The 14,892-nt window shown below is 70.2% G+C and carries 12 protein-coding genes and 1 pseudogene; 1 reads left to right on the plus strand and 12 read right to left on the minus strand.

Annotation, left to right across the window (positions count from 1 at the left end):
• Positions 1-86: 86 nt before the first annotated feature.
• From Prum_RS20355 to Prum_RS20385, 7 genes and pseudogenes are all read right to left on the minus strand, one after another.
• The gene (locus Prum_RS20355) at positions 87-1,139 is read right to left on the minus strand and encodes an LCP family protein (protein WP_246277992.1); all 1,053 of its coding nucleotides are present in this window, start codon (positions 1,137-1,139) and stop codon (positions 87-89) included.
• 271 nt (positions 1,140-1,410) lie between these two features.
• Entirely contained in the window at positions 1,411-2,484 is a 1,074-nt protein-coding gene (locus tag Prum_RS20360) for an LCP family protein (protein ID WP_246278594.1), read from the minus strand.
• A 402-nt stretch (positions 2,485-2,886) separates the two neighbouring features.
• A complete protein-coding gene (locus tag Prum_RS20365; protein WP_173077957.1) occupies positions 2,887-4,119 on the minus strand; it encodes an LCP family protein in 1,233 nt (410 codons plus the stop codon).
• A 77-nt stretch (positions 4,120-4,196) separates the two neighbouring features.
• Positions 4,197-5,174: a UDP-glucuronic acid decarboxylase family protein gene (locus tag Prum_RS20370; protein WP_173077958.1), complete on the minus strand. Its 978-nt coding sequence runs from the start codon at positions 5,172-5,174 to the stop codon at positions 4,197-4,199.
• A 118-nt stretch (positions 5,175-5,292) separates the two neighbouring features.
• Entirely contained in the window at positions 5,293-6,963 is a 1,671-nt protein-coding gene (locus Prum_RS20375) for a monocarboxylic acid transporter (protein ID WP_173077959.1), read from the minus strand.
• Complete coding sequence (locus Prum_RS20380; RefSeq protein ID WP_173077960.1) at positions 6,960-7,307, minus strand: DUF485 domain-containing protein; 348 nt, start codon at positions 7,305-7,307, stop codon at positions 6,960-6,962. The genes Prum_RS20375 and Prum_RS20380 overlap by 4 nt, the downstream gene beginning before the upstream one ends.
• 161 nt (positions 7,308-7,468) lie before the next feature.
• Positions 7,469-8,005 (minus strand): annotated as a pseudogene (locus Prum_RS20385) (flavin reductase); the annotation flags it as partial.
• A gap of 55 nt (positions 8,006-8,060) precedes the next feature.
• Here Prum_RS20385 and Prum_RS20390 point away from each other — a divergent pair.
• Positions 8,061-9,008 carry a glutamate ABC transporter substrate-binding protein gene (locus Prum_RS20390; RefSeq protein WP_173077962.1) on the plus strand — a complete coding sequence of 316 codons (948 nt, stop codon included), beginning with the start codon at positions 8,061-8,063 and terminating at the stop codon, positions 9,006-9,008.
• Positions 9,009-9,199: 191 nt separating this feature from the next.
• On the opposite strand, the gene Prum_RS20395 is transcribed toward Prum_RS20390, so the two are convergent.
• The 5 genes from Prum_RS20395 to Prum_RS20415 form a co-directional block, all read right to left on the minus strand.
• The gene (locus tag Prum_RS20395; protein WP_173077963.1) at positions 9,200-10,825 is read right to left on the minus strand and encodes an ABC transporter permease; all 1,626 of its coding nucleotides are present in this window, start codon (positions 10,823-10,825) and stop codon (positions 9,200-9,202) included.
• Positions 10,816-11,565 carry an ABC transporter ATP-binding protein gene (locus Prum_RS20400; RefSeq protein WP_173077964.1) on the minus strand — a complete coding sequence of 250 codons (750 nt, stop codon included), beginning with the start codon at positions 11,563-11,565 and terminating at the stop codon, positions 10,816-10,818. The genes Prum_RS20395 and Prum_RS20400 overlap by 10 nt, the downstream gene beginning before the upstream one ends.
• Positions 11,566-11,579: 14 nt before the next feature.
• Positions 11,580-13,085, minus strand: coding sequence for a DUF4153 domain-containing protein (locus tag Prum_RS20405; RefSeq protein WP_173077965.1), 1,506 nt, complete (start codon positions 13,083-13,085; stop codon positions 11,580-11,582).
• 92 nt (positions 13,086-13,177) lie between these two features.
• Entirely contained in the window at positions 13,178-14,209 is a 1,032-nt protein-coding gene (locus Prum_RS20410; protein WP_425571407.1) for a HAMP domain-containing sensor histidine kinase, read from the minus strand.
• Positions 14,206-14,892, minus strand: a complete 687-nt coding sequence (locus tag Prum_RS20415; RefSeq protein WP_173077966.1) for a response regulator transcription factor — start codon at positions 14,890-14,892, stop codon at positions 14,206-14,208. The genes Prum_RS20410 and Prum_RS20415 overlap by 4 nt, the downstream gene beginning before the upstream one ends.

Below are 14,892 nucleotides of genomic sequence, written 5' to 3' on the forward strand. Positions count from 1 at the left end.
GTGGCTGGCTGCGGTGGTGTGTCCGTCTCGCCTCCCGGACCGGCTGGGCTGCTACTTTCCGCCAGCGTACGGTCCGAATTGCGGCTTTATTTCTCGTTCGCGAGAATGGTCGGGTTGTCCAGCACGAACTGACCCAGGGTGTCCTTCTTGACCGCCTGGAACATGTCGACGCTGACCGGGTTCAGCACCTCTTTGCCCGCGCTGTTGCTGCTGAACGTGCCGTTGTTGGTGCGCAGCAGCACGAGGTCGTTGGCGGCCACCCCGCGCATGGTGAAGAGGAAGTCGGCCACGCTCGCCCCGCCGGTGTCGAGGATGAACGCCTTGCCGGCCGCCTTGACGAGTGCCTTGATCTTCAGCGGGTTGGTCATCCCGCTGTCCACCGCCTTCTTCGCCATGGCCTTGATGAGCTGCTGCTGGTGGCGCTGGCGGTCGTAGTCGCCGTTCTTCAAGCCGTACCGCTGGCGGGAGTAGTCGAGCGCCTCCCAGCCCTTCATCTCGCGGCAGCCGGGCTTGTAGACGATCGGCTCCTTCTTGCCGCTCATCTTCTTGGCGATCGCGTTCCACTCGGGCTTGCCGTCGACGTACATCATGTGGTGCGACTTGACCTCTTGGTCCACGCACATGCGGACCGTGCCGAGGGCGTCGATCACGTCCCGGAAGCCGTAGAAGTTGATGATCGCGGCGCCGTCGAAGCTGATCCCGGTGAGGTTTCGGATCGTCTGCGCCATGAGCTGCGCGCCGCCGGCGAGACCGCCGCCGTTTTGCACGCCGTGGAAGAACGCCTCGGTGGCCTTGGCCGTGCCGCCCGGGTACCTGCTCTTCGGGAACGCCGGCACCTGCACCTCGGTGTCCCGCGGGATCGAGATCAGGTACGCCTGGTCGTGGCTGGCCGGGATGTGCAGGATGATGATCGTGTCGGCCCGGGTGTCGGTGACGTCCTTGCCGACCCGGGTATCCACGCCGAGCAGCAGCAGGTCGATGGGCCCGTCCAGGCTCTTGCCGCCCTCGGCGTCGGTCTTGCCGGCACCGCCGACCAGGTTGTCGGTCTCGATGTTGCCGGTGACCTGCCCGATCAGGGCCTTGCTGCCGACGATGGCCCCACCGCTCGCCATCATGACCACCGCACCGAAGACGATCATCAGCCGCGCCCAGAGCGGATCCTTGCGCCTGCCCCTGGGGGTGGGTGCGGCGGCCGAGGAGGACTTCTTGGTGGGGGCTTGACGGGAGTGGATGCGGCGGCCTGACTCAGCGACGACGGGCGTCGGGGGGTCTGTACCGGCATGCTCGACTCCAGGCAGGCAACAGGGGGCTAGCCCACTGTACGGACACCGTCCCGTTCCCGCGAGTTCTCCTTGGTTTCAGATTCGTGTCTTCCGATGGATGGTTCGCCGCAAATCGGGGCGTACTCGGCTACGCCTTGGCGACGTACTGCGGATGGCTGAGCAGGAAGTCGCTCAGCGTGCCGTCCCGTACGGCGGCCAGCATCTGGATCGACTCGGCATTGAGCTGCTGGTACTCCACCCCGCCCAGGGTCACCGTGTTGAAGTCGCCGGCATTGGTCTTGATCAACACCAGGTCGTTGGCGGCCACGCCACGCAGCGTGAAGATGAAGTCCTCGACCGGTATGCCCTGGGTGTCCAGGATGAACGCTTTGCCCGCCGCCTTGATCACGTTGTTCAGCTTGAGCGGGTTGGTGATCACGCCCTTGCTGGTCGCCTCCTTGGCGATCGCCTTGATCAGCTGCTGCTGGTGGCGCTGCCGGCCGTAGTCGCCGTCCGACAGGCTCTTGCGGATCCGGGCGTAGTCGAGCGCGAGCTGGGCGGACATCCGGCGGCAGCCCTTCTCGTGGACCACCGGCTTCGCGCCGGCCGGCAGGTCCTGGATGCCCACGCCCTCCTTGTACCAGAGCTTGTAGATCTTGCCCTTCTTGTCGATGCCCAGGTGGATCGACTCGGCCCGTTCGTCGACGCACATGTTCACGCCGCCGAGCTCCTTGACGACCGCCTCGAAGCCGCCGAAGTCGATGATCGCGGCGCCGTTGAACGTGATCCCGGTCAACTTGTTGATCGTGTGGGCGAGCAGGCTGAAGCCCCGAGCACGCTTCTCCAGTTCGGTACCGCCACCCTGATAGCCGTACGAGAAGGCGGCGTTGATCTTATCGGTGGCGCCGGAGAAGCCGATCTTGTCGTACGCCGGGATGTCCACCCGCCAGTCCCGCGGGATGGAGACCAGGTACGCCTGGTCGTGGCTGGCCGGGATGTGCAGCACGATGATCGTGTCGGCCAGCACGCTGGTCTCGGAACTGCCCCTGGGTCGGGCGTCGATGCCGACCAGCAGCAGGTTGACCGCGCCCTTGATGTTGTTGCCGCCGGGCCGCTGGGCGGCCGCCGCCTCGCCGCCGAGGAGGTTGGTGGTCTCGATGTTCGACGTGGCGCTGCCGATCACCACCCGGACGCCGACGATCGCGGTGCCGCTCAACATCATCAGCACGGCTCCGGCGACGACGGTGATACGGGCCCAGAGGGGATCCCTGCGGCGCCGTTGGCCGCGCTCCACCTGCATGCGTTGGGTCCGATCGCCGGATGGTCAGGTCCAGCGCGGAAGCTACCGCCACCCCCGATACGCCAGGTGAAACGCAGGTAGCGCCCCGAAGAACGCTGCCCCACACCGTCGCGCCTCCGCGCGGCCCTCGCGCGGCCGTCGCCCCTCCGCGCGGCCCTCGCGCGGTCCTCGCGCCCTCCGCGCGGATCAAGGACTTCCGCGTCGATCAAGGGCAAACGGCCGTGGATTGGAGATCAAACCACGACCGTTCGGCCTTGATCGACGCGAAAGTCCTTGATCGACGCCGCGAAAGCAGCGTCGGCGGCGCAAGCGGCGCGGGTGCGGTCAGCCGCCGGGCTTGGGGGATGGGGAGGCGTTCGTGGTGACCCACTCCTCCATCTTGTCGGCCGCCATCGCCTGGTACATGGCCAGCGCCTTCTCCTTGTCCGACACCACCACGGACTCGCCGTTGATCGTGTCGCTGCCCTTGTGCGGGCTGGTGACGAACTTCAGGTTCTCGCCGCGCAGGCTGCGGAACTGCAGCGCCATGTCGACCAGGCCGAAGTCCTCGTCCACGGTGACGGCCTTGGTGGTCGCCTTGAGGAAGTCGTTGAGCTTCTTCGGGTTGGTCAGCGTGCCGGAGCTGGCCGCCTTGTCCATCAGCGCCCGCAGGAACTCCTGCTGGTGCCGCATCCGGGCGAAGTCGCCGTCCGGGAACTGCTTGCGCTGGCGGATGTAGTCCAGGGCCTGCGCGCCGTCCATGTGGTTGACGCCCTTCTTGAACGTCCGGTACGGCTTGTGGATCGAGGTGATGGTGCGCTCGACGTTCAGGTCGACGCCGCCGAGCGCGTCGGTGACCTCCTTGAAGCCGCCGAAGTCGATCGCCATCACGTGGTCGATGCGGACGTCGGTGAAGCACTCCACGGTGCGTACCGCGAGCGGGAGCCCGCCGAACGCGAAGGCCGCGTTGATCTTCGCGCGCTGGCCGCTGCCGCAGTCGGCGCTGGCGTTCTCCGGGATGGGCACGTAGAGGTCGCGCGGGATGGAGACCAGGTACGCCTTGTCGTGGCTGGCCGGGATGTGCATCACGATGATCGTGTCGGCCCGCCACTGGCTGCTCTTGTCCACCGGGGCGTCGGGGTCGCGGGAGTCGCTGCCGACCATCAGGATGTTGAGCGTGCCGTCGACGGTCTTCGCCGGGCGTCCGCCGGTGATCTCCGAGAACGGGTCGGTGCGAGCGAGGTCGTCGTCGAGCCCGTTGACGTACGCCCAGACCCCGCCGGCGCCCGCGAGGCCCAGCACGACGAGCGCGATAACGGCCACCAGGGCGATCCGGCCCCACTTGGGACGCAGGCGCCTGCCGCGGCCACCGGGGTAGACCGGCCCACCGGGGCCGCCCGGTCCACCAGGTCCGCCCGGCCCGCGCCCGCCGGATCCGGAACGCACCGGCGAGCGGCCCCGGTCGTAGGTGTCGGGGATCGCTGCGCGGCCGGAGATACGCCCGCCGTTGGGCGGGTTCGTACCGGGCACCGCGGCCCGACCGGACGAGGCGCCGTAGGAAGACCTGGTCGCTGACATGTAACTCAGGGTAGGTCGAAAATCCAAGGCTGCCTTTCAGCCAACGCCGAGGCGGCACAAAGTGGGGACTCCCCAAGTCAGCCGATACGCAGCCTGAAGTGCTCAATTGTGCGGCGCAGCCCCTCTTCGACACCGACTTTCGGAGCGAAGCCGAGCCGGGTGCGGGCGAGGGTCAGGTCGGGCCGGCGCATCTCCGGGTCGTCTGCCGTACGCGGCAGGTAGGTGACCTCCGACGAGCTGTCCGTGAGCCGGACGATCAGCTCGGCCAGCTCCCGCATCGAGAACTCGTCTTCGGTGCCGCAGTTGATCGGCCCGGTCTCGGTCGAGTCGAGCAGCAGCAGGATGCCGCGCACCAGGTCGTCGACGTAGCAGATGGAGCGGGTCTGGGTGCCGGCACCGTGCAGGGTGAGCGGCTCGCCGCGCAGCGCCTGGGTGATGAACGTCGGCACCGCCCGGCCGTCGTCCGGCCGCATCCGTGGCCCGTACGTGTTGAAGATGCGAACGATGCCCACGTCCAGGCCGTGGTGGCGGTGGTACGCCATCGTGGCGGCCTCGGCGAAGCGCTTGGACTCGTCGTAGACGCTGCGCACCCCGATCGGGTTGACGTTGCCCCAGTACGACTCGGGCTGCGGGTGCGTCTTGGGGTCGCCGTACGCCTCCGACGTGGAGGCCATCAGAAACCGGGCGCCGTCCTTCACCGCGCGGTCGAGCAGGTGCAGGGTGGCCTGCGAGCCCACCCGCAGGATCTCGATCGGCAGCGTGGCGAAGTCGGTGGGGCTCGCCGGCGATGCCATGTGCAGGATCGCGTCGAAGCGCTGGGCGATCGCCGGGTGGTGGTCCGGCAGCCCGTCGGACACGTCGGCCTCGACCAGGGTGAACCGAGGGTGGTCGCCGAGGTGGGCCACGTTGTCCTTCGAGCCGGTCACGAAGTTGTCCACCGCGACCACCGCGCAGCCGCGGGCGAGCAGGGCGTCGACCAGGTGCGATGGCACGAATCCCGCACCCCCGGTAACGAGGACGCGATGACCTGTTCCATAACGCTGGGCTACCACCATGAAAGTAAGCCTACCGATTGATCCTTAGACCCACGTTCCCACGTACCCAGGTATGACGGGACGAACCCGCGCGGCTGTGGGCAGGCCGCGCGGGTTCGTCAGGGGTTACGCCGGTTGCTTAGTGCGCGCCCGCGCCAGTGAGGGAGCGCACCTCCAGTTCGGCGTACTTTGCCTCGTCGCTCTCCTTGGAGAGCATGGTGCCGATCCAGCCGCACAGGAAGCCGAACGGGATCGAGATGATGCCGGGGTTGTTCAGTGGGAACCACTGCCAGTCCGAGCCCTTGAACATCGACGTCGGCGTCCCCGACACGACCGGCGAGAAGAACACCAGCACGACCGCGGCGATCAGGCCGCCGTAGATAGCCCAGGTGGCGCCGGAGGTGTTGAAGCGCTTCCAGAAGAGGCTGTAGAGGATCGCCGGCAGGTTGCCCGACGCGGCGACCGCGAAGGCCAGCGCGACCAGGAACGCCACGTTCAGGCTCTGGGCGAAGAGCGCCAACACGATGGCCACCGCGCCGATGCCGAACGCCGAGATCCGCGCCACCCGTACCTCTTGGCCCTCGGACGTCTGGCCCTTCTTGATGACATTGGCGTAGAAGTCGTGCGCGAGGCTCGACGACGACGCCAATGTCAGCCCGGCGACCACGGCCAGGATCGTGGCGAACGCGACCGCGGCGATGACCGCGAGCAGCACCGCCCCGCCGGTGTCACCGCCGAGGAATTCCACGCCGAGCGCCTCGGCAAGCTGCGGAGCCGCCGTGTTGCCGGCCGCGTTCTGGGCCCGGATGGCCTCGCCGCCGACCAGCGCCGCCGCGCCGAAGCCCAGCGCCAGGGTGAAGAGGTAGAACGTGCCGATGATGCCGATCGCCCAGAGCACGCTCTTGCGGGCCGCCCGTGCGGTCGGGACGGTGTAGAAGCGGATCAGGATGTGCGGCAGGCCGGCCGTGCCCAGCACCAGCGCGATGCCGAGGGAGAAGAGGTCGATCTTGTTGTAGAAGGTCTGCGTGGCGTCGCCGGCGACCTCCTTGCCGTAGTACAGGCCGGGTTGGAGGAACGACTCGCCCTTGCCGGATGCGTCGGACGCGGCGCCGAGCAGGGAGGAGAGGTTGAAGTTGAACTTGGCCAGCACCAGCACGGTCATCAGCGCCGCGCCGCTCATCAGCAGGAACGCCTTGACGATCTGGACGTAGGTGGTGCCCTTCATGCCGCCGACCGTCACGTAAATGATCATCAGGGCGCCGACCAGGATGATCGTGGCGATCTTCGCGGAGTCCGCGTCCATGCCGAGGAACGTCGTGCCGGGCTTGATGCCCAGCAGCAGCGCGACGAGGGCGCCCGCGCCCACCATCTGGGCGATCAGGTAGAAGATCGACACGGTGATGGTGGAGACCGAGGCCGCCGTCCGCACCGGACGCTGCCGCATCCGGAACGCCAGCACGTCGGCCATCGTGTACTTGCCGGAGTTGCGCAGCAGCTCGGCGACCAGGAGCAGGGCCACCAGCCACGCCACCAGGAAGCCGATCGAGTACAGGAAGCCGTCGTAGCCGTACAGCGCGATCAGGCCGGCGATGCCGAGGAACGACGCGGCCGACATGTAGTCGCCGCCGATCGCCATGCCGTTCTGGAAGCCGGAGAACGAGCGACCACCGGCGTAGAAGTCGGTGGCCGTCTTGGTCTGCCGGCTCGCCCAGACCGTGATGGCGAGCGTGGCCGCCACGAAGACCAGGAAGAGTGTGATGGTCAGCGTGCGAGCGGTGGTGTCACCGGCCTCGGCGGCGAGAAAGCTCATGCCTGGTCTCCGTTCTCAAGATCGGCACGGATCTTGTCGGCGATCGGGTCGACCTTGCGGTCGGCGTACCGCGAGTAAAGCCAGGCGATCAGGAACGTGGACACGAACTGCAGCAGCCCGAAGACCAGTGCCACGTTGATGTGGCCGACCACCTTCGTGTCCATGAATCCGCGGGCGTACGCGGACAGGATCACGTAGAGCGCGTACCAGGAAAAGAACGCCGCGGTCATCGGAAAGATGAAGCCTCGCAGGGCTTTGCGCAGCCCAGCGAACTCGTCCGACCGCTGTACGTCGACGTACCGTTCCGACGCCGTGGGGGCGGGAGCGGGGGCATCCGTCGTCATGCGGGTTCACCACCTTCACAGGCGTGGGCGGGTGTCGGCACGCACCGTAAGGAGGCGGTACGTGGCGCGGGAACCCGTGATCGCGGTCACGGTCGTCGATTGCGCCGAACGGTTACCTGCCTGCGCCGAGTGACCTGGATCACGCCGGTAACCGGTGTGACTCAGTCGCGCAACTCCCGGTAACGCCCGCGAAAATGGAGCAGCGGCGCCGTGTCCGGGCCCAGTTCGACCGCCTCGATCGTCGCCTCCACCAGCAGCGCCCAGCCGAACTCGCGGGCGCCGTCCAACCGGCAGCCCGCCCAGGTCGCCGCGTCCGCGGGCACCGGTCCATAGGGGGTGCTCGTCCAGTCGTACCCCCGGAAGAGGCCGCCCGGCGCGGGCATCAGCCCGGCGAAACGGTCGGCGAGCTGCCGGTGCGCCGGCCCCAGCGGGACGACGGCGAAGACCCCGGCGGCGCTCGCCGCGGCCCAGAATTCGGACTCGTCGTCGACGAGGCCGATCATCCGGCCCGGCTCACCGTCCGCGACCAGCGTGGACGAGACGGTCAGGCCCGCCGGCCCCGGCGTGGTCCACAGCGTTACGGCCGCCGCCAGTCGGCCACGCAGCCGGCGTACGGGGGAGCGTGCCTCGGCCGGTGTGGCGAACGGGTCGGTCCCGTGGATCTGCGCGCCGGGTTCCGGAGGATTCACGTGGAACATTGTCGTTCACCCGCCGTTACGACTCGCGTTAACCCCTTCTTTCTACCGTGCGGGCATGTTGCCAAGGATCGGAGCGTTCGTGCTGGTCACGGCGCTTCTCGCCGGATGCGGGTCGGGTGCCGCACCGGCGCCGCCGGGCGCGCCGCTGCCGCCGCCGCGGCCGGTCGGCGTGCAGGACCCGGCGCCGTCACCGACCACCCAGCCCGAGACCGAGAGCTGTGACCCGCGGGCCAGCTACCGCCCGGGCGGTGGCCTGCCCGCCCCGACCGTCGCGAAGATCCTTGCCCGCGGCCGTCTGATCGTCGGCGTCAGCCAGACCACATATATGTTCGGCTACCGCGAGCCCGACTCGGGCCAGATCGTCGGCGTCGACATCGACATCGCCCGGGAGATCTCGAAGGCGCTGTTCGGCGCGCCGGACCGGGTCGTGCTGCGCTCGATGGCGGCGGCGGACCGCATCCCCGCCACCAAGGCCGGCGACGTCGACATGATCATCCGGACCACGTCGATGAACTGCCAGCGGTGGCGCGAGGTGGCGTTCTCCACGTCGTACTACGAGGCGCGGCAGCGGGTGCTCGTGCGGCGCGACTCCACCGTGCGCGGCCTCGGGGACCTGGGCGGGAAGAAGGTGTGCGCGGCCGCCGGCAGCTCCGACCTGGCGAACATCGCCGAGTCGGCGCAGCGGCCCATCCCGGTCGCCGCGGTGGAGGTGCTCGACTGCCTGGTGCTGCTCCAACAGGGACAGGTCGAAGCCATCTCGAACGACGACGCGCAGCTCGCCGGGTTCGTCGCGCAGGACCCCACGACGAAGGTGGTCGGCCCGCCGATCCGGGTCGAGCCCTACGGGATCATGATCAACCAGTCCGCGGTGGACCTGGTCCGGTTCGTCAACGGCGTACTGGCCCGGATGCGGGCCGACGGGACGCTGGCCAGGATCTACCAGCGGTGGCTGACCCCGCTCGGCGACGTGCCGACACCCCCGCCCGCCATCTACCGCGACTAGCGCGCCCCTTCGCCCTTGCGGCGCTCGTCCTGCCAGCGCGCGTAGCGGCGGCGCTCGCCTCGGCGGCGCCCGCCGATCAAGGACTCTTGCGTCGATCAAGGGCAAACGGTCGTGGTTTGGAGATCAAAGCACGACCATTCGCCCTTGATCGACGGAAGAGTCCTTGATCGGCGCGGCCCGTGCGGCCGGGGCTAGCGGCGCGGGGTCACGGCCGCCAGCAGTTCCGGCATCTGGCGGTCGAGCAGGTCGCCGGCCAGGTACGTGCCCAGCCAGGCGGCGCCCACGCCGTACGCGACGCCGACCGGGGCGGCCAGCCACAGCCAGAGCGGTGCGTCGCCGAGCAGCGCGGACGCCACCACCATCGGTACGGCGATCGCCACCGAGCCGACCATCCCGACGAGGCTGAGCAGGCTCTTCGCGATGCCGGAGCCGGTGTTGACGGCGAACGGGTTGGATGTCTCCGGCAGGGCGTACGCGCCGACGATCGAGACGAAGAGGTTGACCGCGAGGCCGGCGCCGTACGCCGCGCACAGCGAGCCCAGCATCACTCCGATCCAGCTCGGCTCGCGCAGCACGGACGCCACCACCACGGCGATGACCAGCAACAGTGGACCGATGTACGTCGAGTACGCGGTCACCCGGGCGCGCAGCTCCACCGCGCCGGGCACGGCGGCGACCACGTTCGCGGCGTACGCGGTGCCGTCGTAGCCGAACTGGTTGGCGAGCGTGGTGGCACCGAGCACCCCGACGAAGGTCATCGACAGGCCGACCACCGTCGGTGAGGCCGCGTCCCCGAGCCCGCCCGTCCCAACATTGATCATGACGGGCATGAACACGCCGATCACCGCGAACGTGATCAGCCCGGCACGCCGGCGCGCGTCCCGCCACCAGTAGCGCGCCTCGCGGGCGACCAGCGCGCCGTACCGGTTGCGCGGCAGCCACGGCATGCTGCGCGGAAAGAGCTCGGCGACGGCCGTGCCCTGTGCCGCTCGGCCCACTTTCCCGCCGCCCTCGGTGCCGACCATCGCCGCCTCCAGGGACCGCGCCCACCACCAGAGCAGGGCCGCGATCGCAGCCGCGGTGATCAGCAGCTTGACCGGCACTGCCCAGGCGCGCCCCTCGGCCACGTCGACGCCGAGCGTGTACGGCGCGGCCAGCGGCGTCCACCCCAGCACCCGGGCCGGCCCGACCAGCCGTTCCCAGTCGGTGTTCTCGGTCGCGGCGATGACCCCGACCTGCAGCGGACCCAGCACCGCGGCGAGCACGGCGAGCAGGATCGCGGCCAGGTCACGCATCCGCCGCGAGCGCAGCATGGTGGCGAACGCGCTGGTGATCGCCCGGCTGGCCGCCACGCACAGGAGCAGTCCGGCGGCGATCCCCGCGGCCTGGGCCAGCGCGGCGCCCCACCCGCCGAGCGCGCCGGCGCCGAGCACCAGGCCGCCGGTCGCGATCAGCGTGGCCAGCGCCGGCACGCCGACCAGCGCGGCGGCGAACAGACCGGTGACGAGGGTACGGCGGGGCAGCGGCAGCAGGGCGAACCGCGCCGGGTCGAGGGTCTCGTCGACGCCGAAGAAGACCAGCGGCAGCAGCAGCCAGCCGACCACCAGCAGCCCCCCGCCGGCGGCGGACACCAGCATGGCGACGTCCGGGTCGTCCGCCAGGCCGGGCGCCGCGAAGAGGAAGAACCCGCCGAACGCCCACCACAGTCCGAAGAGGAGCCCGAGGATGAAGAGCACCACCCGGCCGCGCCGCCCGCGCATGCCGTTGCCCAGCACCCGCAGCTTGAGCCGGACGAAGAGCAGTGGACCTATAGCCATGCCAGCTCCTCGCCGGTCGCGGTGCGACCGCCGACCACCTCGACGAACACGTCTTCCAGCGACCGTTCGCCACGCACGTCGGCCAGCGTGCCCACCCGCTTGATCGCGCCCTCGGCGAGGATCGCGACGTGCGTGCAGAGCCGCTCCACCACCTCCATCACGTGGCTGGAGAAGATCACCGTGCCGCCACCGGCGACGTACCGGTGCAGGATGTCGCGGATCAACGCGGCGGAGACCGGGTCGACCGCCTCGAACGGCTCGTCCAGCACGAGCAGGCGAGGGGCGTGCAACAGGGCGCAGGCCAGCCCGATCTTCTTCTTCATGCCGGCCGAGTAGTCGACGACGAGGGTACGGCCGGCGTCGGCGAGGGCCAGCACGTCGAGCAGTTCCTTGGCACGCTGCTCGACGACCGCCTGGTCCATGCCGCGCAGCAAACCGTGGTACGCGAGCAACTCGGCCCCGCTGAGCCGGTCGAAGAGCCGTACGCCATCAGGCAGGACGCCCAGCAGTGCCTTGGCCCGCACCGGGTCGGCCCACACGTCGTGCCCCAGGACCCAGGCTGCGCCCGCGTCCGGGCGCAGCAGCCCGACGGCCATCGAGAGGGTGGTGGTCTTGCCGGCGCCGTTCGGGCCGAGCAGGCCGTAGAAGGAGCCGGCCGGTACGTCCAGGTCGACGCCGGCCACGGCCACCTTCGTGTCGAACCGCTTGACCAGCCCCCGCAACGCCAGTGCGTCCGTCATGACCTCGACGGTACCTACCAGTAATAGCGGGCCGGGCCGCACGCCTCCGGCCACGGGTAGGACTCCGCGGGCAGATCCTCCAGCACCGCGCGGGCGCGGCTGCGGGCCAGGTTCCACTGGCGCCAGTCGTGATCTTCGGCGAGGTCGTCGGACACGTTGCCGAGGGCGCAGCCGCGCAGCGGGGCCGGCAGCCGATCCAGCGCCGGCGCCGCGTCCGCCGACAGCCCGGACAGGTACGCGACGTCGATCTTCTCGGTCTGCTCGTACCGGGTCACGTTGCGGTCGGCGATGAAGTGGTCCGGGTTGAGCGCGGCCAGCCCGATCAGCGCCGCGACCGCACTGCCGACCACCGCCTGCGGCAGCCAACTGGCGCGCAGCCGTACGACGGCGACCAGCACCATCACGAGGATCGCGCCCAGCCACAGCTCACACACGCTCACCAGCACACGCAGCCGGGTGAAGCCGTACGCCTCCTCGTACGTGTGCATCCGGTAGAGCGCCGACGCCACGATCACCAGGCACAGCCCGGCCAGGGTGCCCAGCAGCGCCCGGACCAGGATCCGGTCGGCGCGCCGTTCCTGAGGAGCCCACCGGGCGCCCAGCGCCAGCACCCCGAGCGTCAGCGCGGTCACCACCAGGAGCTGCCAGAAGCCGCGCCGGGCGTACTCGGCGAACGTCAGGCCGGCCGTGCTCAGCACGTGCTTGGCGCCGCCGAAGAGCACCGTGAGCTGCACGGCCACGAAGACGGCGAAGACGGCGTTGAGCACGGTCAGCGGCAGCGTCCACTCCAGACGGTGCACGCGCGCCTTGGCCGGCCGTTCCAGCCCGGCGAGGTCCGGCGGCGCCGCGAGCAGGTAGGCGGCGCCGAGCAGGCCGGCCGCCGTACCGCCGAAGACGAAGACCCACCGGAAGATGGTCGGGACGGCCAGGTCCGGCAGCACCCGCCCGGCCAGCTCGGCGAAGGCCGCGTCCGCCGAGGCGAACAGGCCGCCGAACACCACCAGCAGCAGCGCCGACACGCCGACCGCCGCGCCGGTCCGGACCGACGAGCTGCCTTGCCGCGCACGGGCCAGCGCGGCGACGCCACCCGCCGTCCACGGCAGCGCCCGAAGAGCCGCCACGGGTACGGCGTGCGCCGCCGCCAGCAGCGCGGGCACACTGCGTCCCCGCACCACGGCGAGTGACGCGGTAACGAGGGCGGTGAGCAGGCACAGGGCAAAGAGCCAGCCGGCCGCCCGGAACGTACCGACGCCCAGCAGCGCCACCGTCGCGGCCGTCCACAGTGGCCTAAGGCGCCGGGAGACGGTGAGTAGCGCCGCGGTACCGGCCAACCCGGTGACCATCCAGCCGACGCCCGGCCGGTCCAGCGGGACGCTCGCGGCGGCCACCACGCCGGTCACCGCGGCGGCGCCGAGCACGACCGGGCGGGCCGGTCTCTGTGGGCCGGGCCATCGGCGTTCGAAGGCGGTGGGCGGGCGCGGGCCGTGCATGGGCCGCAGCGGAGGTGCTTGTACAGCCATCGCTTCTCCAAGCTTGGGTCTCTTGACAACCAATGGGCAGGCTTCATCGGCCCGAGAGTGCATCGGGCTCAATCTCGATCGGAAGGGGTGCTTTACGAAATAGTCGGGATCGTGACCCTGATGCGGCAGCCGGACCGCTGCCGCTCCGGGTCCAGCACCGCGATGGTGCCGCCGTGCATCTCCACCGCCCAGCGGGCGATCGCGAGCCCGAGGCCGGTGCCGCCGTCGCGGTTGCCGGTCCGGTTGCCGCGGGTGAACCGCTCGAACACCGAGGCCCGCTGGTCCGGCGGTATGCCGTCGCCCTCGTCGACCACCTCGAAGTGGCACCGGTCGGCGATCGGCCGCGCGGTGACCAGCACCGTGCCGCCCGGCGGGCTGTGCCGCGCCGCGTTGTCCAGCAGGTTGGCGAACACCTGCTGCAACCGGTCCGGATCCGCCCTGACCGAGCCGGCCGCGGCGGGCACCCGTACCCGGAAATCGACCAAGCGTCCGGCGCCGGTCGCGGTCACCGCGGCCTCCTGGACGACGGCGTCCAGGAACTTCGCGATGTCGATGTCGACCATTTCGAGCGGCACCACGCCGGCGTCCAGCCGCGACAGGTCGAGCAGCTCGGTGACGAGCCGGCCCAGGCGCTCGGACTGGGCGAGCGCGGTGCGCAACGCGGCCGCGTCCGGCTGGGCGACGCCGTCCACGAGGTTCTCCAGCAGGCCCTGCAGGGCCGTGATGGGGGTACGCAGCTCGTGCGAAACGTTCGCGATCAGCTCGCGCCGCTGCTGGTCGGCGGCGGCGAGGTCGGCGGCCATCTGGTTGAACGCGTGGGCCAGCTCGCCGACCTCGTCCTGGGAGGTCGCGCGCACCCGCCGCGTGTAGTCGCCGCGGGCCATCGCCCGGGCCGCCGTGGTCATCTCCCGCAGCGGCGACGTCATGCCGTGCGCCAGAAACTGCGAGGTGACCAGCGCGACGGCGATGGCGGTGGCCGACGTCAGGTACGGCACCCAGCCGATGCCCTGCCAGAAGACGGCCAGCCCGGCGGCGCCCGAGCAAACCAGCAGGATGCCGAGCTTGAGCTTGATCGAGCGGACCGGATCGAGGGGCCGGGGAAGCAGGTCCATCAGCGCGGTCACGACTTGACCTCCAACGCGTAGCCGACCCCATGCACGGTACGAATGAGGTCAACGCCCAGCTTGCGGCGCAGCGCCTTGACGTGGCTGTCGACCGTACGGGTGCCGCCGCCGGCCGCCCAGCCCCACACGTCGGCCAGCAGTTGGGCCCGCGGCAGGACCGTGCGCGGCCGGCCGGCCAGGTGCACCAGCAGGTCAAACTCGGTCGGGGTCAGGTGCGCCTCGACCCCGCCCCGCCGTACCCGCCGCTCGGCCTGGTTGATCTCCAGATCGCCGAGCCGGATGGTGGGCGCGTCCGCTCGGGCGGCATCCTGGGCCCGCTCGAACCGGCGCAGCAAGGCATGCACGCGCGCCGCCAGTTCGCGCAGGGAGAACGGCTTGGTCAGGTAGTCGTCGGCGCCGACCGCGAGGCCGACCAGCAGGTCGTTCTCGTCGTCGCGGGCGGTGAGCATCAGGACCGGCACCGTCCGCTCCGCCTGGATGCGGCGGCACACCTCCAGCCCGTCGAAGCCGGGCAGCATCACGTCGAGCACCACCAGATCGGGCCGGATCTGCCGGGCCGCCTCGACAGCACCCGGCCCGTCGCCCGCGATCTGCACGACGAAGCCCTCCGCCCGCAGCCGCGCGGCCACCGAGTCGGCGATGGTCCGTTCGTCCTCCACCACCAGCACACGACGCTCGCTCAT

Origin of the sequence: Phytohabitans rumicis (assembly GCF_011764445.1) — a bacterium.
Taxonomy (GTDB): Bacteria; Actinomycetota; Actinomycetes; order Mycobacteriales; family Micromonosporaceae; genus Phytohabitans; species Phytohabitans rumicis.